The sequence below is a fragment of the Bradyrhizobium sp. AZCC 2230 genome, assembly GCF_036924495.1.
Lineage (GTDB): Bacteria > Pseudomonadota > Alphaproteobacteria > Rhizobiales > Xanthobacteraceae > Bradyrhizobium > Bradyrhizobium rifense.
Genome location: NZ_JAZHRS010000001.1, coordinates 8,865,867 through 8,891,887 on the forward strand (window position 1 = coordinate 8,865,867; position 26,021 = coordinate 8,891,887).

Here is a 26,021-nt window from a genome sequence, read left to right on the forward strand (position 1 = left end):
TTCATAGAACGAATCCTTCGCGGCTTTGCGCCGCAGCAAGACGTCTGACACGCCCGAAATGAACCAGTTCGCACGGCAGAGCAGCCAGTCTGCCGACATCCAGACATTGCCTGACGAGATCGCCGAGGAGCTTACCCGCCTCCCGGGCGAGGTCATCAGCGTCAGCGACGCTCCCTCGCTCGCGCCGCCGGTCCCGCTGTCGCAGGACGAGGTCCGGACCATCGTCCTCAGCCTGATGCTGACGATGTTCCTGGCCGCTCTCGACCAGACCATCGTCGCCACGGCGCTGCCGACCATCGGCCGCCAGTTCCGCGATGTCTCGAATCTCTCCTGGGTCATCACCGCCTATCTGCTCGCCTCGACCGCAGTTGCGCCGGTGTTCGGGACGCTAAGCGATATCTACGGCCGCAAGGTCATGATCATCGTGTCGTTGAGCCTGTTCATTGCGGGCTCCGTGCTATGCGCGATCGCGCCGAGCATGCCGATGCTGATTCTTGCACGCGGTCTCCAGGGATTGGGTGGTGGTGGCATCATGCCCGTCGTGCAGACCGTCATCTCCGACGTCGTGTCCCCGCGCGAGCGCGGCCAGTACCAGGCTTATTTCTCCAGCGTCTGGATGGTCGGCGGTATTTTGGGCCCCGTCATCGGCGGCGTGTTTGCCGAGCATCTGCACTGGTCGATGATCTTCTGGATCAATCTGCCGCTCGCAGCCGCAGCCCTTGCGCTGCTGCTGCCGAAGATGGCGAAGATCTCGGTGTTCCACCGCAAGCGAAAGGTCGACTGGCTCGGCGGCGTGCTGCTGATGGCCTCGGCCGTCGTCTTCATGCTGGTGCTGACATGGGGCGGCACGCGTTTTCCCTGGCTCTCGCCGACCGTGTTGGCGATGGTGGGCGGCGCCGTCGCGCTCGCGGTCACCTTCGTGTGGCACGCGCGCCGCGCCGACGAGCCGTTCCTGCCGCTGCCGCTGCTCTCGGGATCGGTCGCGCCGTTCGCGCTGACCGCCGGCGGCTGCGGTCTCGGTGCGATCACCGGCCTCACAGTGCAGCTGCCGCTCTATTACGAGTCGGTCTACCATCTCAGCGCCAGCGAGGCGGGGCTTGCACTGATTCCGCTCGCGGCCGTCTCGACCTGTGGTGCGGCAATCGCCGGCCGCACCATGGCGCGCGCCAAGCACTACAAGCGCGTCGCCATCATCGGTACCTCCTGGGCTGCGATCTGCGCGCTCGGCCTCACCGTCACCGCGCTGCCGCTGTGGGGACTGCTGACGCTGATGGCGGCGTTTGCGCTCGGCCTCGGCACGACCTTTCCGGTCTGCGTGGTCTCGCTGCAGAATTCGGTGGCCCGCCCGCAGGTCGGCACCATCACCGGGGCGATGAACTTCTTCCGCTCGCTGATGTCGTCATTCACGGTCGCAGCATTCGCGGCGATCCTCTTGATCGCGCTCGGCGCCGACATTCCGCTGGCCGGCGAGCATCACGCCGCAGGCAGCATCCCCGCGATCCCCACCGAAGACATGCGGCACGCGTTCCGCTACGTCTTCGCGGCCGCGACCGCACTGATGACCACTGCGGCGCTCTGCTTGATCATGATGGAGGAGCGGCCGCTGGCCGGTCCTTCCATCGCGCAACCCGTCGAGATGGCGGAGTAGGATTAACCGCCGCGATCGGGATCGTCGTCGAGACTGGCTGCGCTCGTCTTGCGTGCTCTGGCAGCAAGATAGCTTTTGAGCTTCGCCAGCGCCTCAGCCGACCAATCACTGACATTGGTGACCGCGACCCAGGCATCGACATAATGCTCGGGCGCGTAGACATGGCCAAATCCCATCGGCGTGTTGGTCGCGACCGCCATGTCGAGCGCGAGCTGCAGCATCGTGACGATGGGATACCATCGCAGCTCCGGTGACACGTCCGGCCCGCGCGGCGCATTCATCCAGGCCGGCGCCCGGAAGGAGTCGCGGTAGGCGAAGAACGTGATCGCGTCGCTGGCATATTGCAGATAGACCACGCGCATCGGCCCCCAGGGCGTATCCGGCGGCACCGTCGGCCCGTTCTGGTTCATGAAGCGGACGAAGCGGCCGTCGCGGAATTCCGGCAGCCAAGCCGGCGTGCCCGGATTGCGGTTGTCGGTGACCGAGCTCCAGATGCGGCTCGCGAACGGCGCACCGCTCCACAGCGCGCCGGCAATGGGATCGCCGATCGTCTCGAACAGTTCTGCGGATTTCTCCGAGTTCAGGGCGCCGAGGCTGAGCCCGTGCAGATAAAGCTTGGGCCGCGCATCCTTCGGCAGCGTCGTCCAGTAGCCGTAGATTTCCGCGAACAGGGCACGCGCTGCTTCCGCGCCGTATTCGGGCTGAAACAGCAGCGACAGCGGGCTGTTGAGATAAGAATACTGCATCGCGACGCCGGCGACGTCGCCATGATGGAGATATTCGACCGTATCCATCGCGGCCGGATCGATCCAGCCCGTGCCGGTCGGCGTGATGACGATCAGGATTTTGCGCTCAAAACCGTGCTGGCGCTTGAGCTCGTCGAGCGCAAGCCTGGCGCGCGCCTGGGCGGTGTCGCGGGCCGCGAGCCCCACATAGACGCGCACGGGTTCCTGCGCGGGCCGTCCCGTGACGGCACTGATCTCGACTGCGGTCGGGCCTGAGGCAATGAAGCGGCGCCCCATGCGCCCGAGTTCCTTCCACTTCACCAGGGAGACCGTGCTTCCTGTCCGAGCTGCATCGGTCGGCTGCGGGCGCTCGGGTTCGAACAGAACGTCGAGCTCGCGGAAGGAGGAGTCGAGCGCGTTGAAGGCGGTGCGGATCAGGACATTGCTGGCGATCGCCCAGAACAGCAGTGTTGCCACCAGCACGCCAATGACGTTTGCAACTTTTCGCGGAATGACGCGCCGTATGCGTGCAGCGAGGAAGCGGGAGACAAACGCAAACAGCCGCCCCAGCACCAGCAGCAGCACGAACGTGATCAACGCGATGGCGCAGACTTTGAGCGGATGCGCGGTCTCGACCGGCGCCATCTTCATGACACTGCGGATCGCGTTCTGCCATGCGGTCGTACGCCAGAGAGCGGCGATGACGACGAGCAGGCAGCCGACAGCGACAAGCGCATTCGCAACAGATCTCGCGCGCGCCGACGGCTCGGGCAGTTCGAGATAGTGCCACAGCCGGCGCCACAGCTCGCCTGCGAAATAGCCGATCGCGAAGCAGCCGCCGGCCAGCGCGCCTTGCGTGAGATAGCTGCGCGGGATCAGCGTCGGCGTCAGCGCGGCCGCGAAGAACAGCGCGCCCAGCATGAGGCCGACGCCGGACAGCGAAAGCAATTGCCGCCGAATGAGCCGCGCGAGACCAGTCAAGCTATCCCCCGAACGATGCTATCCCTTGTTGTCCCCAAAGCCGCTCTTGCGCGGCAGCAGGATCGTGAACTCCGTGAACTGGCCCGGCTCGGTCGCAACGTCGATCGTGCCGCCGTGCTGCTTCACCACGATGTCGTGGCTCATCGACAATCCGAGGCCGGTGCCTTCGCCGGCCGGTTTTGTGGTGAAGAACGGATTGAACATCTTCGCCTTCACGTCATCGGGAATGCCGGTGCCGTTGTCGCGGATGCGGATCTCAATATTGTCGCCGCGGTCGCGGGTCGTGGCGGTCACGACCGGCTCGAAAATGCCGGCGCCGCTTTCCGCCTGGCGCTTTGCCACGGCATAAAACCCGTTCGAGATCAGGTTCAGCAGCACCCGCGAGATTTCCTGCGGAAACAAGTTTGCGGAGCCCGCCGCCGGATCGAGTTCGCGCTTCAGCATCACGTCGAACTGCGGCTTTTCGGCACGTGCGCCGTGATAGGCCAGGTTGAGGCTCTCCTCGACCAGCGCATTGACGTCGCTCAAGCCGTACTCGCCGCCGCCTTCGCGCGAATGCAGCAGCATGTTCTTGACGATGGAATCGGCGCGCTTGCCGTGCTGCACGACCTTTTGCAGATTGTCCTTCAGCATCCCCGTCAGCTCGTCGACGTCGTTGCGGACGTCATCGCCGAGCGAAGCGGGCGCCAGCACCTCGTTCAGCTCGTCCGTCAGCTCGGCGGAGAGCGCGGCGAAATTGTTGACGAAGTTGAGCGGGTTCTTGATCTCGTGCGCGATGCCGGCGGTGAGCTGGCCGAGCGAGGCCAGCTTCTCGGTCTGGATCAACCGGTCCTGCGCCGCGCGCAAATCGTCGAGCGATTTCGACAGCTCGCGCGTGCGCGCCTGGACCTCGTCGAACAGCCGCGCATTCTCGATGGCGATTACGGCCTGGTCGGCGAAGGTCGAGAGGAGCCCGATCTGACTGTCGGTGAACGGCCGCATGATGGATCGGGTCAAAGTCAGGGCGCCGATCGGCATGCCCTCGCGCAGCAGAGGCACGCCGAGAAAGGTGCGAGGATTGCCACTGAGCTGCTGACCCTCGAAATCATACTCCGGATCGGCAAGCACGTCGTGCACGTGGACGATACGTCCCTCGAGCAGGGTTCTCCCCGTGATAGTGCGCCGTTCGGGCTTGACCGGAATATCCTTGACGTAGTCGGCGAACTCACGCGGAAAGCCGTATGAACCGGCGCGGTAATAGACCTCGCCGCTTCGCCGGGTAATGGCAGCCATGTCGGCTTCACACAACCGTGCTGCCGATTCCACCAGCGTATCGAGCACGGCCTGAAGATTGAACGCCGACCGGCTGATGACCTTGAGCACCTCGGCGGTCGCGGTCTGCCGTTCCAGCGCCTCCTTGGTGGCGTTGAACAGGCTGACATTCTTGATTGCGATCACCGCCTGGTCGGCAAAAGTCTGTAGCAGCCGCACGTGATGCTCGGCGAACGCGCCGGTCGTGCGCCGCGTGGCGATGATGACGCCTTTGGCTTCGCCCTCGCTCATCAGCGGCGTGAACAGCATGCTGCGAAAGCCGCGCGCGCGGGCGATGTCACGCGCCGCGGGCTCGATCTCGGTGTCGGGCAGCTCAGCCGATTCACCATTGGCAGTGAGTTGGTAGGCCCGAAACTGGGCGAACGGCACCGGGAACGATGCCTGCAGCACGCGATCGCCGGCCGGATCGCCCGGCGTGAAGGCGGCAAGATGAGCGGCGCCGTCGATATAGCGCAGCACGGCGGTGGAGAAGCCGCCGATCAGCCGGTTGGCATTGGCGGCGATGGCGTCGAACACCGGCTGCACGTCGGAAGGCGAAGCCGCCATCACTCTCAAGATGTCGGCCGTGGCGGTCTGGCGTTCCAGCGTCTCGCGCGTCTCGTTGAACAGCCGCGCATTCTCGATCGCGATCACCGCCTGGTCGGCAAAGGTCTGGAGCAGCTCCACGAGGTCGGGCGCGAATGCGCCGGTCTCGGTGCGCGTAACGCTGATCATGCCGACCGCCGCGCCGCGGTTCATCAGCGGCATGAACAGCACGCTGCGAAAGCCGCGCAGCCGCGCGAGATCGCGGTTCGGCTCCGGCACGTCGCTGGCCTCGCAGTCCGGAAACTGGATCGTCTCGCCGCCGCGAACCAGCGCAAAAGTCGGAAAATCCTCGATCCGCCGCGGGAACGACGCCTTCAGCCCTTCGTCCCCTTCCGGGCTGGTCGGCGTGAACGCCACGAGGTGCAGCTCGTCGCCGATGAACTGGAGCACGGTGGCGGAGAAGCCGCCGAGCAGGCGCTTGGAGCTGGACGCAATCGCCGCAAAGACTGGCCGCGCATCCGACGGGAAAGCCGCGATGGTGCGCAAGATCTCGGCGCTGGCATTTTGCCGATCGCGCAGCCGCGCGTTCTCGGCCGCTGCGGACTGCAATTGCCGCTTCAGCTCGTCGATCCCGGCGACATCGTTGGAAAGGGCGGTCATTCGCATTCCGGCTGAATGCCGCGACAGGCGCGGCACCAGGCCGGATTATCACATCTCCTGCGGCCGGAGCCAGCACCCGTGGCGCTGCTTCTGTCTCACGTGCCGGGCCGCGACACCTCGGTCTCCTTGCTGGTGATGAACTCCAGCAGCACCGGGATGCCTTCCTTGGTCTTCTGGATGCCGCGCTTGATCGCGGGGATGATGTCGTCCGACCTGGTCACCCGTTCGCCGTAGCCGCCAAAGGCGCGCGCCATCGCGGCATAGTCGCCGGAAATGTCGGTCGAGCGATATTTCTCGGTCGAGATCGGCATCACCTTCAATTCGATCGCCATCGAGAAATTGTTGAGCAGGATCGACATGATCGGGATGCGCTCGCGCACAGCGGTCTCGAAATCCATGCCCGTGAAGCCAATCGCCGCATCGCCCCAGACATTGACGCAGAGCTTGTCGGGCTTTGCGAGCTTGGCGCCCATCGCCAGGCCAAGGCCGTAGCCGAGCTGCGTCGTCTTGCCCCAGCCGAGATAGGAGAGGGGCGTCACCGCCTTCCAGAACGGCGAGAGCTGGTCGCGCGGGCTGCCGGCGTCATGGGTGATGATGGTGTTGTCGATGTCGACGGTGTGCTGGAGGTCCCACAGCACGCGATAGGGGTTGAGCGGCGCATCATTGCTGGTGAGCTTTGGCATCCATTTTGCGAGCCACTCCTTGTGCGAAGCCGCGATCTCGGCGGCGACCGCCGAAGCGTCGCGATCGGCGGTGACGGTCTTGCCGATCTCCTCCAGCAGCGCATCGAGCACGAGGCCGGCATCGCCGACGAGGCCGATCTTCGACTCCACATCCTTGTTGAGATGATTGGGATCGAGCGTCGAATGGATGATGGTCTTGCCCTTCGGCATTGCGATGCCAAAGCTGGTCTCGGTGAAGGAGCAGCCGATGCCGAAGATGACGTCGGCATCAGTGAGAAACTTTGGCACCGCGCGCGGCACGGCGAGGCCGCCGGAGCCGAGGGAAAGCGGATGCGTCTCCGGGAATGACGATTTGCCGCCGAGGCTGGTGGTGACGGGAATGGCGAGCCGCTCCGCAAGCCGCTTCAATTGCGGCCATGCCTGGGCGTAATGCACGCCCTGGCCGGCATAGATCACGGGACGCTTCGCATTGACGAGCAGGGCGGCGGCTTCCTTCACATGCAGGGGATCGGCGCCATAGCGGGTGCGCAGCACCGGCGTGTAGTTCAGCGGTTCCGGAACCTCCTCGTTCCACATGTCGGCAGGAATTTCCACGATCACCGGCCCGCCGCGGCCGTTCTTCAGCTTGGTGAAGGCACGCCGGAAAATGTTGGCGACCTCGGCCGCGAGGATGATCGGCTCGGAGGATTTCGAAAACGGCTTCATCGCCTCGCTGGAATTGAAGTTCGGCTCGATATGCGCAAGCCGGCGCTGGTAGCCCATCGGCAGCACCAGCACGGGCACGGATTCGCCGTAGCATTGTGCGACGCCGCCCATCGCATTCTCCGCCCCGGGGCCGTGCTGCATGCAGAACGCGCCGATCGTGCGCCCCGACGTGACGCGTGAGATCGCATCCGCCATGTGCACCCCGACGCGTTCCTGGCGCACCATCACGGGGCGGATCTCGGCCTTCGCCGCGTGCTCGATCAGGTGATTGACGGGATAACCGCAGAGGATCTCGATCCCCTCGCGCCGCATGATTTCCGCAATGGCGGTGCCGAGCTTCATGGCGTCTCTCTCCCTGAGGCAGGCCGGTTGGTCCGGCCGATTAAGGAGAGAGGATCAGGAAATGCCGGAAGCGTAAAGCGCGGGGAGCCGACAGTCGCGGTAGGTCAGCCATGCAGCGCGCTGCCAGCCTTCTTATTTGCAGTTTTTGCAAATCGTCAGCTTTCGCTTCAACGCCTCGTCTTCCTGATCAATGGATGACTGCGCGTCCAGGCCATTTGTATCCCGATTGGAGCCCTTCGCGGCGCGTGATCTCACGGGCGGCGCCACCTGGCTAGGTGCGTCGTTGTCGTCGGTGCCGGCGCTGAAGCCGTCATAGTCGGCGGCAGGAGCAGGGTTCGGTAATTGTGGAGGTCCGCTGGTCGCCGGCGTCGCCGACGCCCTGTCGGACGTTGCCGGGGAATTCTTCACGCCCGCGCGCGGAGGCGATGCCTTGGGCGGGCTCAGCGAAACCGGCGGTGCGGTTTGAGCCCTCGCGCTGTCTTGCGAGCAGATGCCGACCAAGATGAGGCTGAGAGCCAGGACGGTCGTGCGTCTCATCCGCATCCCTCAAACAGTTTAGGTTCAATGATTGACAGCATGGCGCGTCGTGCCACGGCTTGAAGAATATCAGGACTAAAATGATCGTCAAAGGTGACGGAAATGGGGACCTTGTAGGATGGGTTTCGCTTCGCTCTACCCATCCTACGGACTGCGAATGCCCCACACGCCGTCATTGCGAGCGCAGCGAAGCAATCCAGAATCCCTCAGCGGAAAGATTCTGGATTGCTTCGCTGCGCTCGCAATGACGAACTGAGGGCGTTACTTCGTGGCCGCGCTGATCGAGTTGAACTTGTTGCTGAGGAGGGCGCTGCCCGTGTTGGTCACGACGGTCACGATGGCAAGGGCCACGCCGGCGGCGATCAGGCCATACTCGATCGCGGTGGCGGCTTTCTCATCGGCAAGAAAAGACCTGAGCAAAATCATCGCCAACTCCTCATGATCCGGTCCAATGTGGGCGCGCGGCGTTATCAAACTGGTAAAGTGATCGACGGGCATTTGCGCGCGTCAAATATGCAAGGCTCGGCCGAACCTTGCCCGCTGTGTCTTAACGTAACAGCCGTTAAACGAAGGTTTCATTATCCAATTCAAATGAATGAAAGCCGGCCCGCCTCAACCCGTGGTGGCGCGTCCCGGCGTATCCTTGCGCGCGCGCCCCAGCGCCGCCGCGAGACGTCCGACCAGATAGCCCACCACAGGCGGCTGCACGCGCGCCGCACCGTCGGCGATGCGCTCGTCCTCGGTCGTGTCACTCACGATGCCGATATAGTTCTTTCTGGCGTCCTGCTGCGGCACAAAGGTGCGAACCCTGGCTCAATCGATGGCCGGACAATGGTGTGCGCAAGGGGAATAGGAGGTTAATTTTGGCTCCCGTAGGAATACTCGGTGCGACACGTTGGCAGCGTGGTGCCGAAAGTGACCAGGCCGCTTAAGGGATTGTTGAGGCTGTTCGTCAACCGATCGTCAAGCATGCCGATCGCGGTTCATCCACGGCGGACGTCCGCGTTCAACGCGCGCAGCATGCCGATGCGGGCGAACGTCAACCAGCCGCCGCCGGTCTCCGCCGCGTTGATCAGCATCTCGATTGCTGTCTGCCAGCGCGGCTCATGCTGCTCGGCTTCGGGCAGCTTCATGATGAAATCGGCGGCCTCTTGCAGCGTGCGCAGCTTGGCGCCGCCGCGCAAGTCGATCGGATCGTCGAACGGCGTCGACCAGGGCATGTCAGGCTGCCCGATCGGTGAGGGGAGACGTCACGGCGCGATCGGTGATGCGAGGTCGTCAGCCGGCCTTCTTCGTCCGTGTGGTCGCGCGCACCGGCTTGTCGGCCTTCTTCGGCGCGGCCTCCTTGGCGGTGGCCTCTTTGCCGCCCTTGCCGGAGATCGGCAGCAGCATCTCGCGCTGGCCCTCGACGCGCTTCTTCGGCTTCTTGGCCTTTGCGGTTTCCTTGGCGATTTCCTTGACTGTCTCCTTGGCAACCTTGGCCTTGGGCGCGGCGTCCTTCTCGGTGGCAAGGCTCTTCTTCAGCGCGTCCATCAGGTTGATGACGTTGCCGCCGCTCTTCGGGGTGGTCTTGGCTGCGATCGGCGCGCCCGCACGCTTCTTGTTGATGAGATCGATCAGCGCACTCTCGTAGTGGTCCTCGAACAGCTCGGGCTCGAATGCGCCGGATTTCTTCTCGACGATGTGCTTGGCGAGGTCGAGCATGTCGTTGGTCAGCTTCACGTCCTGGATGTCGTCGAAATATTCGCTCTCGCTGCGCACTTCGTAAGGGTAGCGCAGCAGCGTGCCCATCAGGCCGGCCTCGAGCGGCTCGAGCGCGATGATGTGCTCGCGGTTGGTCAGCACCACGCGGCCGATCGCGACCTTGTCCATGCTGCGGATGGTCTCGCGGATCACCGCAAAGGCGTCGTGGCCGACCTTGCCGTCCGGCACGAGGTAATAGGGGCGGATCAGATAGCGGCTGTCGATGTCGGTCCTCGGCACGAATTCGTCGATCTCGATCGTGTGGGTCGAGTCCAGCGCGATGTCGTCGAGCTCGTCCTTGGTGACCTCGATGTAGGTGTCGGTGTCGACCTTGTAGCCCTTGACGATGTCCTCGGAGGTCACCTCGTCACCGGTCTCGGCGTCGACCTTGAGATATTTGATCCGGTGGCCGGTCTTGCGATTGATCTGATTGAACGAGACCTTCTCGGTATCCGACGTGGCCGGATACAGCGCGACCGGGCAGGTCACGAGCGAGAGGCGCAAAAAACCCTTCCAATTGGCACGGGGGGCCATGGGCTACTCCAAACGCAACGGGGACAGACTTATGAGGATACCATCGGGGAACACCGAATCATACACGGCTCAGAGCGGATTCTTGCAACTGCGTTAACCAGTCGCTGACCACCGCGGTTCGGCCCGATCCATTGGCCAAAGTCAGGAACATCAATTCGGATCGGGCGTTGGCTTCGGACACAGGGCCGTGATGACGTCGCGGTCATCGGACGACATCCAGAGATTGAGGCCACCATGGCAACCACGCGCGAGGACCGTCAGATCGTCGAAACTGCAACCGAGGCGCGCCAGGGCGAACCTGGCCCGTCGGTGGCCGCGCTGCTCGCCATCTCGACCGGGCTCGCGATCCTGATCCTCGCCGTCATCTGGTTCGTGTTCTTCCGGACCTGACGGCAGGCTTACGGGAAGGGCGGACCTTCCGACTCAGCCGCTAACGCGGCACATTGCGCCCGCCATGCCACAGGTCTCGTCCGGTGGCGTGGCGGGCGCAGTCGCGTTAAGTGCGAACACATCGTATATGACCAAAAAGTAACGCTGCCGGTTCCCGGCGTTCATACTCAGTTCACGCCGGAATTGCTCATCTCTTGCGATCGATCGTGCAGCCAATTTCTGGAGAGAAGCGTGCGCCTGCTTGTTGTCGAGGACGACCCCGATCTCAATCGTCAGCTGACCAAGGCGCTGATGGACGCCGGCTATGTCGTCGACCGGGCCTTCGACGGAGAGGAGGGGCATTATCTCGGCGACAACGAGCCGTATGACGCCGTGGTGCTCGATATCGGCCTGCCCAAGAAGGACGGCATCTCGGTGCTGGAGGCCTGGCGCCGCAACGGCCGCACCATGCCGGTGCTGATCCTCACCGCGCGCGACCGCTGGAGCGACAAGGTTCAGGGATTTGATGCCGGCGCCGACGACTACGTCGCAAAGCCGTTCCATCTGGAGGAGGTGCTGGCGCGCATCCGCGCGCTGCTGCGCCGCTCCACCGGCCATGCCCAGAGCGAACTGAGCTGCGGTCCCGTCACGCTCGACACCCGCACCGGCCGGGTCAGCGTCTCCGGCAATCCGGTCAAGATGACCTCGCACGAATATCGGCTTCTGGCCTACCTGATGCACCATTCGGGGCGCGTCGTGTCGCGCACGGAGCTGGTCGAGCATCTCTATGACCAGGATTTCGACCGCGACTCCAACACGATTGAAGTCTTTGTCGGCCGCATCCGCAAGAAGCTCGACGTCGACATTATCCAGACCGTCCGCGGCCTTGGCTATCTCCTGACCCCGCCGCAGGCACCGGGCGCCTAAGGGGTGTTTTCAAGGATCTTGGCTTGACGGGCGCCCCGACACGGGCCTTGGTCCAGTCATGACCGCCGAAGCCATGCCGCCACCTCGCGCCTCCGGGATCATTCCGATGCCCGCCAGCTCGCTTGCCAACCGACTGTTCCTGTCGGCGACCGCCTGGCTCGTGGTGATCCTGGCGATCACCGGCGTGGTGCTGTCGTCGGTCTACAAGAATGCCACCGAGCGCGCCTTCGACCGCCGGCTCAACCTCTATCTCCGCACCCTGATCGCCGAGGTCGCCACCCCCGACGAGCCGCCGGACCGCCAGTTCCAATCGCTCGGCGAACCCCTGTTCGAGCTGCCACTGTCCGGCTGGTACTGGCAGATCACGCGCACCGACACCGAGAAGCCGGAGGTGCGGTCCTCGCGCTCGCTCTGGGACAAGAAGCTGCCAAAGCTGGAGGATCAAGGCACCGAGCTCACCGCAGCCGGCATTCGCCTCGCTTATGTCGACGGGCCGGAAGGACAGAATCTGCGCATGGTCGAGCGTCCCGTCGATCTCGGCGCCGACGGCAAATACCTGGTCAGCGTCGCCGGCGACGACACCGAGATCTTCGACGAGACGCGGAGTTTTGACTATTATCTCGGCGGCACCTTCACCGCACTCGGCATCGTGCTGCTGTTGACGACCGTGTTCCAGGTCCGCTTCGGTCTCGCGCCGCTCAAGCGAATCTCGGAGTCCATCGCCGACATCCGCTCCGGGCGGGCGGAGCGGCTGGAGGGCGAATTCCCGGTCGAGATCGCGCCGCTCGCGCGCGAGACCAACGCGCTGATCGATGCCAATCGCGAGATTGTGGAGCGCGCGCGAACCCATGTCGGCAATCTCGCGCACGCGATCAAGACGCCGCTGTCGGTGATCGTCAACGAGGCCGGAACGCATGCCGCCGACCCGTTCGCCGCCAAAGTGATGGAGCAGGCGGACGTGATGCGCAGCCAGCTCGCCCATCATCTGGAGCGCGCCCGTATCGCGGCCCGGGTTTCGATCGTCGGCACGGTGACCGAGGTTGCCCCCGCCATCGAAGCGTTGCGGCGGACCATGGAGAAGATCCACCGCGGCCGCGGCATCGTCGTCGAGGCCAAGGCCGATCCGTCGGCGAAATTCCGCGGCGAGCGGCAGGATCTGGAGGAGATGGTCGGCAATCTCGTCGACAATGCCTGCAAATGGGCGGCCTCGCGCGTCTTCATCGAGGTGTTGGTGGAGGCACCGACCCACCCCGGCGCAGGCCCCAGGCTGCGGCTCATCGTCGATGACGACGGGAGCGGCCTCTCGGAGGCCGAGCGCGCCCAGGTCTCTCGGCGCGGCCAAAGGCTCGACGAGTCCAAGCCGGGCTCCGGGCTCGGGCTGTCGATCGTGACCGACCTTGCCGCGCTCTATGGCGGCAGCCTGTCGCTCGGCAGCGCCCCGATCGGGGGCCTGCGGGCCGAGCTGGTGCTGCCCGGAATATAATCCTCTGATCCCAAACGATTATTTCGGCTTCCGGGCGAAACCGGAGGTATTCGGAGCGACTTCCTCAACGGCTTCTTAAGGCGCACCCACCTATGATCGGAGAGGACGCATCCTACGTCCGCCATTTTACCGTGCATTACCCGGGCGCATGAGCCAGACATCGATCGAGCGGCTGAGGGAATATCTCGCGCAGCTCCCGCCGCAGGCGCAGGCGCTGCTGATGCGGGAGTTCGAGCGCGCGCTCGAGCGCGGCCAGGACACCGCTGTGGCGACCCTGGTGCTCGAGCAGCTGCGCAAGATCGTGCGCAAGACCGAGGCCGACGAAGCTCCACCGCCGCGCACCGACGATCTGTCGCGGCTGCTGTTCCAGGTGCTGGAACCGTTCCTGGTCGAGGCCGGTGCCCCGACCCGGGTCGGCCAGATCCGCCGCTCCTCGCTGTCTCCGATCTGGCAATGGCTCGGCCGCGACGGTGCCCCGGACAAGATCAACGAATTCGAGGCGGCGCTGTCACGCATGCCGGCGTCAGACAGTGCGGGGCAGGTCGAGGCGCTGGCGCTCAAGCTCCAGGCCGTGGCTGCGGACGCCATCTTCGAGCTGACGGGGCCCGGCGGCGGCGACAAGTCGCGCGCGCTCGCCCGTGTCGGTCCGCCCAGCGTGATCGAGGACCTCTATTCGATCGGCGCGGTGCTCGCCGTTCGCGAGGCCATCGGCACGCTCAATGAAAAGCTGCCGCGCTTCCTGCGCGCATTCGGCGATCCCCAGATCGCCTCGGTGACCGCAGCCCTCAACATTCCCGTGCTCCAGACCCCGCAGATGCTGCCATTTGCGCTGTCGGTGGTGGTCCAGCGCATGACCGCACCGTGGCAGATCATTCGTCTCGCCATCAAGATCGCCGCGTCGGACGACGAGATCCGCGTCGCGGCGACGCCCTACGGCGTGGCGGTCACAATGGCCCTTCACGATCTGGCCCGCGTTGCCGCCAATTTGCGCATGGACATCAAGCGCGGCCATTTCGAGACCGTCGCCGACAATCTGAAGGCGCTGCATGACGGCGTCCGCGGTCTGCGCACCGAGCTCGACCTGCGCAACGATTCCGCCTGGGGCAAGCAGCTGACCTCGATCCGGGCCGACATCTCCAACGCGCTGCAGTCCGAGATCGACAGCGTTCCCGGCCGCGTCCGCCGCATCCTGCGCCAGCGCCCCGAGAAGGACATTCCGCCGGGCGCGCGGATCGACAGCACCGAGGTCGAGGAAACCGTGGCGCTGATCGATTTCGTCGCGACCTGCCGCAATTATGCCAGTGAGCTCGCGATCAACGAGGTGACGCTGCGCACCTATTCCGACCTGCAGCAATATGTGGAACGGTCGACCGAGCAGCTGGTGCAGTCGCTGCGCGCCGCCGATCACAAGGTCCGCACCTACCGGCAGCAGCAGGTGCAGGCCGCGATTCGCTTCTGCCACGTGCTGTTCGGCGACGATTACGCCTCGCTGATGAGCCGCGCGGCAGAGAATGCGGCGACGGGCGAGCGCAAATCAACCCGCGCCAGCTGATTCAAGCGCATCTTTTCGTGATCACAATTTGTAGTTGACGGTACCGGTTGTGGGCCCTACGGTCCCGTGCAAGCTTCTGGAATTTCTATCTGTGGGCGCATGAAACCAGTTATCAGCTCCATCGAAATCGAAAACCGCGTCATTGTTGCCAAATATCAAAGGCTGATGGTCGGCGCGAAGATGGTGCTGGTCGAGAAGGCAAGCGGCCGGCAACTGCCCGAGACCGTGACCAGGGTTGCATCGCCCGTTCCCGTCGGGGCGTTGCGGATCAGATTGCCTGATGCCATCGAGCCGGGAACATACTTCCTGAAGGCCTTCAACGGGCACGGCGAGGACGCCGCTCAAAGCGTGGACTTCGAGATCGGCTAAGCCGTTGGATTTTCACTATTTCGGGACTGTGTGCGCTCGCGCCAAATTGACAATTGTCAATTGCCGCATCGTCCGGCCGTGGTGTAAAGCCAGCTACAGGCGCGGCTCGCGCGCTGCCGGAAGCTTGCCTGATGACGCTATGGTTCGTGTTCGCGCTGATGACGGTCGCGGCGATCTTCGCCGTGCTCTGGCCGCTCGGCCGTGGCGCGCGTCCTGACAATCAAGGCAGCGAGGTCGCGGTCTACAAGGATCAGCTGGCCGAGATCGACCGTGATCTCGCGGCAGGACTGATCGCAGCACCGGAGGCCGAGGCGGCGCGCGTCGAGATCAGCCGCAGGCTGCTCGCCGCCGCCGGCAGCGAGTCTGCACTCGTGCCGACATCCAGTCTGAAATGGCGCCGCGCGGCTGCCGTGCTGGCGTTGGTCGGCCTGCCTCTGGTGGCCGCCGCGATCTATGGTCCGCTCGGCTCGCCCGCGCTTCGCGACTTCCCGCTGGCGCAGCGGGAGCGTGGCGCCGGACCTGGCATGGCGCAGTCGCTCGAGAACCTCGTGGTGCAGGTCCAGCAACACCTGGAAAAAAATCCGACCGACGGCCGCGGCTGGAACGTGCTCGCGCCGGTGCTGGAGCGGCTTGGCCGCTTCGACGAGGCCGTGCGGGCCTATCGCAACTCGATCACCTACAACGGCGAGAGCGCGGAGCGCCGCTCCGATCTCGGCGAAGCGATCACGGCCGCGGCCAGCGGCGTGGTGACGGCGGAAGCCAAGACCGAGTTCGAGCGCGCGCATGCGCTCAGCGCCGACGATCCCAAGGCGAACTACTTCCTCGGGCTCGCCGCGGAGCAGGACGGCCGCAAGGATGACGCGGCCAATATCTGGCGCGCGCTGCTGGCGAAAGCACCTGCCGATGCGCCGTGGCGGCCGCTGGTGCAGACCTCGCTCGCGCGGGTCGGCGGTGGCGGCGTGACGATGCCGGCGCTGTCCGACGAGACGATCGCAGCGTCCAAGGAGATGAACGACGGCGATCGCAACGCGATGATCCGCGGCATGGTCGATCGTCTCGCCACGCGCCTCAAGCAGAACGGCGACGATGTCGAGGGTTGGCTGCGTCTGGTGCGCGCCTATCTGGTGATGGGCGATCGCGACAAGGCGCTGGGCGCCTCGACCGACGCCCGCCAGGCGGTCGCCAGGGATTCCGAGCGGTTGCGCCAGCTCAACGATGGCCTCAAGACTCTCGGGCTCGACGGATGACAGTCGCAGCACGGGACGAGCGGAGAACGGATACGCCATGACGCGCAAGCAGCGACGTATGACCATCATCGGCGGCTCGCTCGCCGTGCTCGCGCTCGCGGCCGCGCTGGTGCTCAACGCACTGCGCGACTCCATCGTGTTCTTCTCGACCCCGACCATGGTGGCCGAAAACCACGTCCAGCCCGGCAAGCGTTTTCGCCTCGGCGGCCTGGTGCAGCCGGGCTCGCTCCAGCGCGGCGGCAATCTCGCGGTGACGTTTGAGGTGGCCGACGGCGGTGCCAAGCTGCCCGTCGCCTACAAGGGCATTCTGCCCGATCTCTTTCGTGAAGGGCAGGGCGTCGTCGCCGAAGGCGCGCTCGATGCCAACGGCGTGTTCAAGGCCGACACGGTGCTGGCCAAGCACGACGAGACCTATATGCCCAAGGACGTCGCCGATGCCCTGAAGAAGCAGGGGCACTGGAAGGACGATTACGGCGCCAAAGATTCTAATATGGCGTCTGGCAACCCCAAGCCTGCGGCCACGACGGCGCAGGGCAATTCGCAGGGAGCGGTGCGGTGATCGCGGAAGCCGGACATTACGCGCTGGTGCTGGCGCTCGCGCTGGCGCTGATCCAGTCCTTCGTGCCGATGATCGGCGCGCGCCTGCGCGATCCCGCGCTGATGAACGTGGCGCGTTCCACCGCGCTGGCGCAGCTCCTGTTCGTCGGCGCGTCGTTCATCGCGCTCGTGACGTTGCACGTGAACTCGGATTTCTCCGTCGCCAATGTCTACGAGAATTCCCACTCGATGAAGCCGTTGATCTACAAGATCACCGGCGTGTGGGGAAATCATGAAGGCTCGATGCTGCTGTGGGTGTCGATCCTGGCGCTGTTCGGCGGGCTGGTCGCGGCCTTCGGCAACAATCTACCGCTGTCGCTGCGCGCGCATGTGCTCGCAGTTCAGGCCTGGATCGCGAGCGCCTTCTATCTCTTCATCCTGATCACCTCGAATCCGTTCCTGCGCATCGTCAATCCGCCGATCGAGGGGCGCGATCTCAATCCGGTGCTGCAGGACATCGGTCTCGCCGTGCATCCGCCGATGCTCTATCTCGGCTATGTCGGCTTCTCGATCTCGTTCTCGTTCGCGATCGCGGCGCTGATCGAGGGGCGGATCGATGCGGCCTGGGCGCGCTGGGTGCGGCCGTGGACGCTGGTCGCCTGGATCTTCCTGACGCTCGGCATCGCGATGGGGTCGTACTGGGCCTATTACGAGCTCGGCTGGGGCGGCTGGTGGTTCTGGGACCCGGTCGAGAACGCCTCGCTGATGCCGTGGCTCGCCGGCACGGCGCTGCTGCACTCGGCGCTGGTGATGGAGAAGCGCAACGCGCTGAAGGTCTGGACCATCCTGCTTTCGATCCTGACCTTCTCGCTGTCTTTGCTCGGCACCTTCCTGGTGCGCTCGGGCGTCATCACCTCCGTGCATGCCTTCGCCAACGATCCGACCCGCGGCGTCTTCATCCTGCTGATCCTCTGCCTGTTCATCGGCGGCAGCCTGTCGCTGTTCGCGGGACGCGCGACCTCGTTGAAGCAGGGTGGCCTGTTTGCGCCGATCTCGCGCGAGGGCGCGCTGGTGCTGAACAATCTGCTGCTGACGGTGGCCTGCGCGGTCGTGCTGTTCGGAACGCTTTATCCGCTCGCAATGGAAGTGCTCGCCGACTTCAAGATGTCGGTCGGTGCGCCGTTCTATAATCTCAGCTTCGCTCCGCTGTTCGTTCTGCTGCTGCTCGCCGTGCCGTTCGGGCCCATGCTGGCGTGGAAACGGGGCGATCTGCTCGGCGTCACGCAGCGGTTGCTTGCGGCGGGAGTCGCCGGGCTCGTCGTGATCGCCCTTGTCTGGGCCTGGACGCGTGGTGGCAGTGCGCTGGCGCCATTGGCGATCGGGCTCGGAGTCTTCGTCATCGCCGGTGCCATGACGGATCTGGCCGAACGAACCGGGTTGTTTCGCCTGCCGTTCGCGACGTCGCTGCACCGCGCCCGCGGCCTGCCGCGCTCGGCCTGGGGAACCGTGTTCGCGCATGCCGGCCTCGGCGTTGCACTGATCGGGATCGTCTGCGAGACCACCTGGAACAGCGAATATATCGCGACCATGAAGCCGAACGACGTCGCGCAGGTCGCCGGATATGAGCTGAAGCTCGACGGTCTGCTCGAGCGCCAGGGACCGAACTACCGCGAGATGATTGCCCAGTTCAACGTCAGCCGGGACGGCGAAGCGCTCAGCGTCATGACGCCGTCGAAGCGCAGTTTTACCACGCGCGGCTCCTCCACCACCGAGGCTGCGCTGCTGACGCGTGGTGCGAGCCAGCTCTACATCTCGCTCGGTGACGTCACCGCCGAGGGCGCGATCGCCGTGCGCATCTATCACAAGCCGCTGGTGCTCCTGATCTGGTGGGGGCCCGTGCTGATGGCGTTCGGCGGCGTGCTGTCGCTATCCGACCGACGCCTGCGGGTCGGTGCGCCGAAGCCGGCGCGGGCCAAGCAGCGCCTGCAACCGGCGGAGTGATTTTGATGCGCCGGATGATGTCCGCGATCGTCGCGCTTGTGCTGCTGGCCGCCCCAGCGGCCTACGCCGTGCAGCCTGACGAGATCATGTCTGATCCGGTCAAGGAGGCACGCGCGAGAGACTTGTCGCGCGAGCTGCGCTGCATGGTCTGTCAGAACCAGTCGATCGACGATTCCGATGCGCCGCTCGCGCGCGATCTGCGCCTTCTCGTGCGCGAGCGGATCGCGGCCGGCGACAGCAACGCGCAGGTGCTCGACTTCCTGGTCGCCCGTTACGGCGAGTTCGTGCTGCTGAAGCCGCGCTTCGAACGGCAGACCATGCTGCTGTGGCTGCTCGCGCCGCTGCTGCTGGCCGGCGGCGGCTTTGCGCTGTGGCGGCAAAACCGACGCCGCGCGCGGGTCGGCGCGGATATACCGCAGCCGCCGCTCACGCCCGACGAACAGGCACGGCTCGCCGCGTTGATGTCCGAAGATGCGGCATCGCGCTAGCTGGATTTACGTCGGCGCGAGCGCGAGCGCGCCGTCACGGGAACTTGAATAAGTTCCTGTCAAACCACGATTTTCGGTGTGCGCTAAACTGCCGCATGCCGGCACGGTCTTCATTACAAAAGTTTAACCCCGCAGCCAGCGCGCGGTAAGGCGGAAGCCCCCATGTTCAGGTCCGTAAGGTGCCGCCATCGGGCACCAAATGGATTTCAAGGCCCTGGAGACCTGCATGAACGACCGTATCGACCTCACCAACCTTCCGTCCTACCGGCGGCCTCGCCGTTCGGTATTTTCCGCCCGCAGGATCGCGCTGATGGCCTCGGTCGTCGCCGGCCTCGGCATCGCGGTCCACGGCTTCAGCCCGTCGACGTCGCCCGCCGACCTGTTCTCCAGCCCGGCGCACGCGCAGGTCAACAACGAGGTCAAGAAGGTCGAGCGTCCGATCGGGTTCGCCGACATCGTCGAGCGGGTGAAGCCCTCGGTGATCTCGGTGAAGGTCAATCTCAAGGAAAAGACCGCGAGCAACGACGATGGCGATGATTCCGCCTCGCCGTTCCAGCCGGGCTCTCCGATGGAGCGATTCTTCCGCCGCTTCGGCGGTCCGGACGGCATTCCCGGTCTGAAGGGCGGTGGTCGTGGCCGCGTCGTGCAGGGCCAGGGCTCCGGCTTCTTCATCTCGGCTGACGGCTTTGCGGTGACCAACAACCACGTGGTCGACGGCGCCGACAAGGTCGAGGTCACCACCGACGACGGCAAGACCTACAGCGCCAAGGTGATCGGCACCGACCAGCGCACCGACCTTGCTCTGATCAAGGTCGAGGGCGGCTCGAACTTCTCGTTCGCCAAGCTTGCCGACGGCAAGCCGCGCATCGGCGACTGGGTGCTGGCGGTCGGCAATCCGTTCGGCCTCGGCGGCACCGTGACCGCGGGCATCGTCTCGGCCAGCGGCCGCGACATCGGCAACGGCCCCTATGACGATTTCATCCAGATCGACGCGCCCGTGAACAAGGGCAATTCCGGCGGTCCGGCCTTCGACACCAACGGCGAGGTGATGGGCGTCAACACCGCGATCTACTCGCCCTCCGGCGGCAGCGTCGGCATCGCGTTCTCGATTCCCGCCAGCACCGTGAAGAGCGTGGTCGCCCAGCTCAAGGACAAGGGCTCGGTCAGCCGCGGCTGGATCGGCGTGCAGATCCAGCCTGTCACCTCGGACATCGCCGACAGCCTCGGCATGAAGAAGGCCGAAGGCGCGCTGGTGGCGGAGCCGCAGGCCAACGGTCCGGCTGCGAAGGCCGGCATCGAGTCCGGCGACGTGATCACATCGGTCAACGGCGAATCCGTCAAGGATGCCCGCGAGCTCGCCCGCACCATTGGCGGCTTGGCGCCCGGCGCGACCGTGAAGCTCAATGTGCTGCACAAGGGGCAGGACAAGGTCGTGAACCTGACGCTCGGCCAGTTGCCGAACACGGTCGAGGCCAAGGCGGACATCGATAACGACAGCGGCAAGGGCGCGAGCAAGGGCACCGACGTGCCGAAGCTCGGCATGACGGTTGCGCCCGCCAACTCCGTGGCCGGTGCCGGCAAGGACGGCGTCGTGGTCACCGAAGTCGATCCGAAGAGCGCCGCCGCCGAGCGCGGCTTCAAGGAAGGCGATGTGATTCTCGAAGTCGGCGGCAAGAGCGTGAGCACCGCCGGCGATGTCCGCGACGCCATCAACACGGCGCGGACCGACAACAAGAACAGCGTCCTGATGCGGGTGAAGAGCGGCGGCCAGTCGCGCTTCGTCGCAGTGCCCATCGCCAAGGGCTAATACGGGCCAGGCCTCAGGAGGCTTACGAGATGAAGGGTGTCGCCGGCATCAGTCGCCCCCGCCGCCGGCACTCTTCCGGGGAGCAGCGTAACGTTTGCTCCCCACACCTACCTTCCGGTGGAATTACGCCCCCCTCCGTCGGAAGGCCTAGGGCGGTGAGGTCCCCCCAGCTTCACCGCCCGCCTTTTTGCCTACCCAGGTTCTCGCCCAAGTCCCGACCGCTTGGCTTGCATGCGATTGCCGCTCGCGTCATGTTCAGAGAAGGTTGACCTCCTTGACCGCCGCCGAACGCACAATGCGCCTCCTCATCATCGAAGACGACCGCGAATCCGCCGACTATCTCGTGAAGGCGTTTCGCGAGGTCGGACACATTGCCGACCACGCCGGTGACGGCGAGGAGGGCCTCGCCATGGCCGAGAACGGCGATTACGACGTGCTGGTGGTCGACCGCATGCTGCCCAAGCGCGACGGCCTGTCGCTGATCGGCTTGCTGCGCGACAAGGGCGATACGACGCCGGTGCTGATTCTCTCCGCGCTTGGCCAGGTCGACGATCGCATCAAGGGCCTGCGCGCCGGCGGCGATGACTATCTGCCAAAGCCCTATTCCTTCGCCGAGCTCTTGGCTCGCGTCGAAGTGCTGTCGCGCCGCCGCGGCGGCCCGGCCGAGGACACGCTCTACCGTGTCGGCGACCTCGAGCTCGACCGGCTCTCTCACCGCGTCGCCCGCGGCAAGGACGAGCTGACGCTGCAGCCGCGCGAATTCCGCCTGCTCGAATATCTGATGAAGCATGCCGGCCAGGTGGTGACGCGCACCATGCTGCTGGAAAACGTCTGGGACTATCATTTCGATCCGCAGACCAACGTGATCGACGTGCACATTTCGCGGTTGCGCTCCAAGATCGACAAGGGTTTTGAGCGGCCGCTGCTGCACACGATCCGCGGCGCCGGGTACATGATCCGTGACGGGATACGCTGAAACCCTATAAAAATTGGGTCTCGTGGACTTCATCCTCCCGATCGCTTACCGATTTATTACCGATTATTGCGCGCGTCTAAGTCGTTGATTTTCAACGATGCAACCCGTCACGAATGCATTGTCCGTGACGCAATCGAAGAAGTGCCCATTGTTAAAGTGCTTTCTTCATTTTGCTTGGTCCGGTTACTTACCGCTTTTGCGCCGCGTCCCTGCGACGCGCGTGACCGCCTGTGCGCTGGCGAAGGGTGGAGCCCCGGGCTCCCGGCGCGCTGTACGGCCTTCCTACGGCCTTGCCCCTGACGCCTGACGCCTGTCCCCTATCGTGATGACCGCGACGTGCTCGACGCCGGCGTGTCGCTCGTCGGACCGGTGCTCGATGGGCATCGCCTTGCGCCTGCGCGTGCCGACCAGTTCCCGCTCGGCGCGCAGCCGATCACGCCCAATCTCGCTCAAGCGGACCTCACGCTGTTGCTGCGCCAGCGCATTCGCATAGTCGCACTGGTCCAGCTCGGCTAAAAGGGCGCGGATCACCGCTTCCTTGTGCAACCAAATCGTAAACGCGAACATGTCGGAGACCTCGCCACTCGCGCTGCCGGTGACCGCTCACCCTTGTCGGCGGTCAATCGCGACCAGCGGAATGTGCACCGTGTGCTGCGGCCATGCGACACTACCAAAGTGCTCCACAAGCCCATCGATGGACGGCTGGGCTCAATAAAGGGCTGAACGCGATCGTAGTTCATTCCCGGCTTCGTTGAAGCAGTGCAATCGCTCGGAAAGCGACCCACTCGCCCAAGGCAAAATGATCGACACGGACTTGCTACAAGACGGCAATGGTGGGATGGGGCGCTAAGGAACAAGGCGGCGCATCGCCGCTCCTACTTGGTAAAAAAGCGGCAATCCAAAGCCAGCTTGAACATGACATAGAACCAGTCGGCCAGTTCAAGCGGCCAACCCAAAGATCGCACTTCACAAGATGTTCGTCTTCGATGTCGACGAACGGTAAGTTCGCCAACGCGTCAGTGCGTCATTCGGAAGACGTTAAGCGGGGCTTACTTCAATCGACTTGCGGGCGTCCGGCAGCGTTTTGAGCCATACTCGCAAATCGTCCGGCAGGATGATCGTACGCCTCCCGTGCTTCTTGGCCTTGAGATTACCGCCGCTAATCGCCTCGCGAATGGAGGTCAGCCCGATCCCGGTGAGGGCGCTTGCCTCCTCTGGTGACACCGACAGCCGTTCCGAGAGCGGTACCTTTCCCTTCTGCCCGAACTCGTTCATCACTTTAAGCCCCTTATCGTTTGCGGGCCACAACGGCGTGGCTAGTCGCGTCGCCCTTGTCCTCGACCTGGCGACAACCTCACGCGCCTCCTTTGCGTAGCTTGTACAGCGGCAGTTAAAGAGCGCATCGGAAAACGTGATCATCCTCCACATGATGCAATTGGCCGTGCCGAAGCAAAATGGTTGTCAAAAATGCGTGGCACAATTGGATACCAAAGCGAAAGAAAGGAAAGGTTCTCGCTTCCCAATCTTCGCGCATCTGCTGAGAGACGCACGTAAGCCCCTTCCTACGCAGCTGATCTAGCAAGCAATCGTCTGCGTTCTTAGGCTTCGTGGGTGATCTACTAAACATCAGTTGCGCCTCAATGCGGCTGTGCTAGTACGCCCACTCTCGAATCGAGGAGCTAAAAGTGGCGAAGAAGGCAAAGAAGACGGCTACGAAGAAGAAACCTGTGCGTCGTGAATACACAAAGGCTGACGTGAAGGAGCTGCGCGCTCATTCGAAAGCGAAAACTCCGGTTGCAAAAATTGCGAAGCTCACAAAGCGCTCCGAAGGCTCACTCCGCCAAAAGGCGCTCAAGCTTGGAATCCGGCTCGGTCACCAGCGCTAGAAGGCGGCATCATGACGCTCTTCAATAGAGTGTTCCCGACCAGAACGTTGTTGCAAATCATCTGCGTTCTCGTCGCTGTTGTCGCAATGAAGTTGTTGAGCGCTCATTATGACTTCAGCTGGGCAGCCGCAGTTGGCGGTTGACTAGAAGAACACCCTGGAAGGCTGAGCAGAAAAGAAGCCCACCTAGTGGTGAGCGATCAAGCGGCGTTCAACGTACGAAGTATTGGCGCCTTCAGAGCCGCAGGGTGAACGAAACTAATCAGAATCTAGCGCGGGCGATTTCCGATATGTGCGGCCAGACTCGAACCGGCAGCCAGGCCGTTATGAGCGGCAGACCGTCGATCAGCTTCGTTGATTTTGCTGCATTTTCGTTTGGAATTGATCGCGTTCGCCGTGGTTTGTTCGGGTCGTTTCTGGTGAGAAACTGGTGCGGTAAGTGAGCTTCAGTAGGCACCTCACACCGACTATTCGGCAGGCTAGGGCCACAGTCTGTCCCCTGATGGATTGGAGCGAGAGCTTAGGTTTTTCAATTGGTTAGAGGGCGGTGTGTGCGTGGCGTGTGCACCAGGAGACCAAGAAAAATCGTATCCCGTTAGCATGAGCATGCCTTGACCGCCCTGCTCGCCCGTGGAGCCGAGTGGGCGGTCTGCAGAGCAAGTCGGCTTCGAAGATGGCTTCGCCGGTATGCTGCTTAGCCTCGGAACGTGGTGAATGCCTGCCACATCTCCCGCGCAAAAATCTCCGGCTGCTCGAACGCGGCAAAGTGGCCGCCCTCGTCGACCTCGTTCCAGTAGAATAATTTAGACCAAGAAGCTTCCGCCCAAGAGCGCGGAGCGAGGAAGGTTTCGCTAGGAAAGATGGTCGCTCCCATCGGAAGGTCGATCGGGGCGGACGACGCGCGAGAGTTCGAGAAGAAGCTGTTTTCCCGGATCGTGCTGCCGACACCCTCCCAGTAGAGGCGCGCGCTCGATGTGCCGGTGCCGGTGAACCAATACAGCGAAATATCGTCGAGCATCTGATCGCGGGTGAGGGCGTCCTCGGGAAGGCCGCGGTTATCGGTCCACTCCCAGAATTTCTCGTACATCCACATCGCCAGCGCCAGCGGGGAGTCGTTCAACGCATAGCCGATCGTCTGCGGCCGCGTATTCATCTGGTCGGCGTAGCCAGCCATTTGATTGAGATAGTGCTCGATATTCTCCAGCGCCCGCTGCTCCTCTCTGGTCGGGTGCTTGGGTGCCGATTTCGGAACGACCAGCGGTAGGTTGACATGAGCGGCAAGTAGACCCGGCGGGCGCTGGCTGGCCATGGCGTGGGTGATGGCCGAGCCCCAGTCTCCTCCCTGCGCGACCCAACGCTCGTATCCGAGCCGCTCGTGCATCAACACCGCCCAGGCCCGCGCGATGCGTCCCGGATTCCAGCCCGGCTCAGTGGGTTTGTCGGAGAAGCCGTAGCCGGGGATCGACGGTACGACCACGTGGAATGCGTCCGCGGCGCGTCCGCCGAACCGTGTCGGGTCGGTCAGGCGGTCGATGACGTCGAGAAATTCCACGACCGAGCCCGGCCATCCATGCGTGAGAACGATGGGAAGGGCCTGCGGATGCGGCGAGCGGGCATGAATGAAATGGATGCCGACGCCGTCGATACGCGTGCGGAACTGCGGGAAACGATTGAGGCGCGCCTCGAACTTTCGCCAGTCGTAATCGTGCAGCCAGTAATCGATGAGCGACTTTGCGGCAGACAGCGGCACACCTTGCGACCAGTCGCGCACGGTCTCGCGGTCCGGCCACCTGATGAGGCTGAGCCGCAGCCGCAGATCGTCGATGGCGCCTTGCGGAACATGGACCTCGAAGGTCGCGAGGCTGTCAGGCGCGGGCGGCAGCACCAGCGCCGGGCGTGCGTCTGGACCACCGGCGCGAAACGATTGCACGTCGGACAGGAGAGCAGAGGTAGGCATGTCAAACTCCGGATGATCCCGCCGAATTG

Annotated in this window: 24 protein-coding genes; 13 read left to right on the forward strand and 11 right to left on the reverse strand. The window is 64.1% G+C overall.

Going from position 1 to position 26,021, the window contains the following annotated elements; genetic code table 11:
- The first annotated feature begins 58 nt into the window (after window positions 1-58).
- Window positions 59-1,648: an MDR family MFS transporter gene (locus tag V1280_RS42180; protein ID WP_334536762.1), complete on the forward strand. Its 1,590-nt coding sequence runs from the start codon at window positions 59-61 to the stop codon at window positions 1,646-1,648.
- Between the two features lie 2 nt (window positions 1,649-1,650).
- Here the strand turns inward: V1280_RS42180 and V1280_RS42185 are convergent, their stop codons facing one another.
- From V1280_RS42185 to ku, 8 genes are all read right to left on the reverse strand, one after another.
- Window positions 1,651-3,294, reverse strand: coding sequence for an alpha/beta hydrolase (locus V1280_RS42185; RefSeq protein WP_334538566.1), 1,644 nt, complete (start codon window positions 3,292-3,294; stop codon window positions 1,651-1,653).
- A 78-nt stretch (window positions 3,295-3,372) separates the two neighbouring features.
- Window positions 3,373-5,850, reverse strand: a complete 2,478-nt coding sequence (locus V1280_RS42190; protein WP_334536763.1) for a GAF domain-containing protein — start codon at window positions 5,848-5,850, stop codon at window positions 3,373-3,375.
- A gap of 95 nt (window positions 5,851-5,945) precedes the next feature.
- Window positions 5,946-7,580 carry a thiamine pyrophosphate-requiring protein gene (locus V1280_RS42195; RefSeq protein ID WP_334536764.1) on the reverse strand — a complete coding sequence of 545 codons (1,635 nt, stop codon included), beginning with the start codon at window positions 7,578-7,580 and terminating at the stop codon, window positions 5,946-5,948.
- A gap of 132 nt (window positions 7,581-7,712) precedes the next feature.
- Entirely contained in the window at window positions 7,713-8,117 is a 405-nt protein-coding gene (locus V1280_RS42200) for a hypothetical protein (protein WP_334536766.1), read from the reverse strand.
- 261 nt (window positions 8,118-8,378) lie between these two features.
- Window positions 8,379-8,543, reverse strand: coding sequence for a Flp family type IVb pilin (locus tag V1280_RS42205; RefSeq protein WP_148774078.1), 165 nt, complete (start codon window positions 8,541-8,543; stop codon window positions 8,379-8,381).
- 186 nt (window positions 8,544-8,729) lie between these two features.
- Window positions 8,730-8,873: a hypothetical protein gene (locus tag V1280_RS42210; protein WP_334536767.1), complete on the reverse strand. Its 144-nt coding sequence runs from the start codon at window positions 8,871-8,873 to the stop codon at window positions 8,730-8,732.
- A gap of 227 nt (window positions 8,874-9,100) precedes the next feature.
- Window positions 9,101-9,337, reverse strand: coding sequence for a hypothetical protein (locus V1280_RS42215; protein ID WP_334536768.1), 237 nt, complete (start codon window positions 9,335-9,337; stop codon window positions 9,101-9,103).
- A gap of 58 nt (window positions 9,338-9,395) precedes the next feature.
- Complete coding sequence (gene ku / locus V1280_RS42220) at window positions 9,396-10,394, reverse strand: non-homologous end joining protein Ku (protein ID WP_334536769.1); 999 nt, start codon at window positions 10,392-10,394, stop codon at window positions 9,396-9,398.
- Window positions 10,395-10,628: 234 nt separating this feature from the next.
- Between ku and V1280_RS42225 the strand changes: the two genes are divergently transcribed.
- The 11 genes from V1280_RS42225 (at window position 10,629) to V1280_RS42275 (ending at window position 22,150) form a co-directional block, all read left to right on the forward strand.
- Complete coding sequence (locus V1280_RS42225; protein WP_177248457.1) at window positions 10,629-10,784, forward strand: hypothetical protein; 156 nt, start codon at window positions 10,629-10,631, stop codon at window positions 10,782-10,784.
- A 231-nt stretch (window positions 10,785-11,015) separates the two neighbouring features.
- On the forward strand, window positions 11,016-11,690 hold the full coding sequence (locus tag V1280_RS42230; RefSeq protein WP_334536770.1) for a response regulator transcription factor: 675 nt from the start codon (window positions 11,016-11,018) through the stop codon (window positions 11,688-11,690).
- A 106-nt stretch (window positions 11,691-11,796) separates the two neighbouring features.
- Window positions 11,797-13,173 (forward strand): sensor histidine kinase, encoded by a 1,377-nt coding sequence (locus V1280_RS42235; RefSeq protein WP_334536771.1) that lies wholly within the window; start codon window positions 11,797-11,799, stop codon window positions 13,171-13,173.
- Window positions 13,174-13,321: 148 nt separating this feature from the next.
- Complete coding sequence (locus V1280_RS42240; protein ID WP_334536772.1) at window positions 13,322-14,725, forward strand: hypothetical protein; 1,404 nt, start codon at window positions 13,322-13,324, stop codon at window positions 14,723-14,725.
- Window positions 14,726-14,824: 99 nt separating this feature from the next.
- Window positions 14,825-15,094, forward strand: a complete 270-nt coding sequence (locus tag V1280_RS42245) for a hypothetical protein (RefSeq protein ID WP_334536773.1) — start codon at window positions 14,825-14,827, stop codon at window positions 15,092-15,094.
- A gap of 131 nt (window positions 15,095-15,225) precedes the next feature.
- A complete protein-coding gene (gene ccmI, locus V1280_RS42250) occupies window positions 15,226-16,341 on the forward strand; it encodes a c-type cytochrome biogenesis protein CcmI (RefSeq protein WP_334536774.1) in 1,116 nt (371 codons plus the stop codon).
- Between the two features lie 37 nt (window positions 16,342-16,378).
- Window positions 16,379-16,900, forward strand: coding sequence for a cytochrome c maturation protein CcmE (ccmE, locus tag V1280_RS42255; RefSeq protein WP_334536775.1), 522 nt, complete (start codon window positions 16,379-16,381; stop codon window positions 16,898-16,900).
- Window positions 16,897-18,879: a heme lyase CcmF/NrfE family subunit gene (locus V1280_RS42260; protein WP_334536776.1), complete on the forward strand. Its 1,983-nt coding sequence runs from the start codon at window positions 16,897-16,899 to the stop codon at window positions 18,877-18,879. Before ccmE ends, V1280_RS42260 begins: the two co-directional genes overlap by 4 nt.
- Window positions 18,880-18,884: 5 nt before the next feature.
- Entirely contained in the window at window positions 18,885-19,367 is a 483-nt protein-coding gene (locus V1280_RS42265) for a cytochrome c-type biogenesis protein (RefSeq protein ID WP_334538567.1), read from the forward strand.
- Between the two features lie 226 nt (window positions 19,368-19,593).
- A complete protein-coding gene (locus tag V1280_RS42270; protein ID WP_334536777.1) occupies window positions 19,594-21,174 on the forward strand; it encodes a Do family serine endopeptidase in 1,581 nt (526 codons plus the stop codon).
- 295 nt (window positions 21,175-21,469) lie between these two features.
- Window positions 21,470-22,150 carry a response regulator transcription factor gene (locus V1280_RS42275; RefSeq protein WP_334536778.1) on the forward strand — a complete coding sequence of 227 codons (681 nt, stop codon included), beginning with the start codon at window positions 21,470-21,472 and terminating at the stop codon, window positions 22,148-22,150.
- A 282-nt stretch (window positions 22,151-22,432) separates the two neighbouring features.
- Here V1280_RS42275 and V1280_RS42280 read toward each other — a convergent pair whose 3' ends face one another.
- Window positions 22,433-22,717, reverse strand: a complete 285-nt coding sequence (locus tag V1280_RS42280; protein ID WP_334536779.1) for a hypothetical protein — start codon at window positions 22,715-22,717, stop codon at window positions 22,433-22,435.
- A gap of 471 nt (window positions 22,718-23,188) precedes the next feature.
- Window positions 23,189-23,425, reverse strand: a complete 237-nt coding sequence (locus V1280_RS42285) for a helix-turn-helix domain-containing protein (protein WP_334538569.1) — start codon at window positions 23,423-23,425, stop codon at window positions 23,189-23,191.
- 410 nt (window positions 23,426-23,835) lie between these two features.
- Between V1280_RS42285 and V1280_RS42290 the strand changes: the two genes are divergently transcribed.
- On the forward strand, window positions 23,836-24,036 hold the full coding sequence (locus V1280_RS42290; protein WP_057848204.1) for a hypothetical protein: 201 nt from the start codon (window positions 23,836-23,838) through the stop codon (window positions 24,034-24,036).
- 693 nt (window positions 24,037-24,729) lie between these two features.
- Here the strand turns inward: V1280_RS42290 and V1280_RS42295 are convergent.
- Window positions 24,730-25,992: an epoxide hydrolase family protein gene (locus tag V1280_RS42295; protein WP_334536781.1), complete on the reverse strand. Its 1,263-nt coding sequence runs from the start codon at window positions 25,990-25,992 to the stop codon at window positions 24,730-24,732.
- Window positions 25,993-26,021 lie beyond the last annotated feature (29 nt).

Coding starts and splice junctions, on each gene's coding strand:
- V1280_RS42180 (WP_334536762.1), top strand. CDS start 59: ATGAACCAGTTCGCACGGCAGAGCAGCCAGTCTGCCGACATCCAGACA.
- V1280_RS42235 (WP_334536771.1), top strand. CDS start 11,797: ATGCCCGCCAGCTCGCTTGCCAACCGACTGTTCCTGTCGGCGACCGCC.
- V1280_RS42275 (WP_334536778.1), top strand. CDS start 21,470: ATGCGCCTCCTCATCATCGAAGACGACCGCGAATCCGCCGACTATCTC.
- V1280_RS42195 (WP_334536764.1), bottom strand. CDS start 7,580: ATGAAGCTCGGCACCGCCATTGCGGAAATCATGCGGCGCGAGGGGATC.
- V1280_RS42265 (WP_334538567.1), top strand. CDS start 18,885: ATGCGCCGGATGATGTCCGCGATCGTCGCGCTTGTGCTGCTGGCCGCC.
- V1280_RS42190 (WP_334536763.1), bottom strand. CDS start 5,850: ATGACCGCCCTTTCCAACGATGTCGCCGGGATCGACGAGCTGAAGCGG.
- V1280_RS42200 (WP_334536766.1), bottom strand. CDS start 8,117: ATGAGACGCACGACCGTCCTGGCTCTCAGCCTCATCTTGGTCGGCATC.
- ku (WP_334536769.1), bottom strand. CDS start 10,394: ATGGCCCCCCGTGCCAATTGGAAGGGTTTTTTGCGCCTCTCGCTCGTG.
- ccmI (WP_334536774.1), top strand. CDS start 15,226: ATGACGCTATGGTTCGTGTTCGCGCTGATGACGGTCGCGGCGATCTTC.
- V1280_RS42205 (WP_148774078.1), bottom strand. CDS start 8,543: ATGATTTTGCTCAGGTCTTTTCTTGCCGATGAGAAAGCCGCCACCGCG.
- V1280_RS42270 (WP_334536777.1), top strand. CDS start 19,594: ATGAACGACCGTATCGACCTCACCAACCTTCCGTCCTACCGGCGGCCT.
- V1280_RS42215 (WP_334536768.1), bottom strand. CDS start 9,337: ATGCCCTGGTCGACGCCGTTCGACGATCCGATCGACTTGCGCGGCGGC.
- V1280_RS42225 (WP_177248457.1), top strand. CDS start 10,629: ATGGCAACCACGCGCGAGGACCGTCAGATCGTCGAAACTGCAACCGAG.
- V1280_RS42280 (WP_334536779.1), bottom strand. CDS start 22,717: ATGTTCGCGTTTACGATTTGGTTGCACAAGGAAGCGGTGATCCGCGCC.
- V1280_RS42240 (WP_334536772.1), top strand. CDS start 13,322: ATGAGCCAGACATCGATCGAGCGGCTGAGGGAATATCTCGCGCAGCTC.
- ccmE (WP_334536775.1), top strand. CDS start 16,379: ATGACGCGCAAGCAGCGACGTATGACCATCATCGGCGGCTCGCTCGCC.
- V1280_RS42185 (WP_334538566.1), bottom strand. CDS start 3,294: ATGCTGGGCGCGCTGTTCTTCGCGGCCGCGCTGACGCCGACGCTGATC.
- V1280_RS42245 (WP_334536773.1), top strand. CDS start 14,825: ATGAAACCAGTTATCAGCTCCATCGAAATCGAAAACCGCGTCATTGTT.
- V1280_RS42295 (WP_334536781.1), bottom strand. CDS start 25,992: ATGCCTACCTCTGCTCTCCTGTCCGACGTGCAATCGTTTCGCGCCGGT.
- V1280_RS42285 (WP_334538569.1), bottom strand. CDS start 23,425: ATGAACGAGTTCGGGCAGAAGGGAAAGGTACCGCTCTCGGAACGGCTG.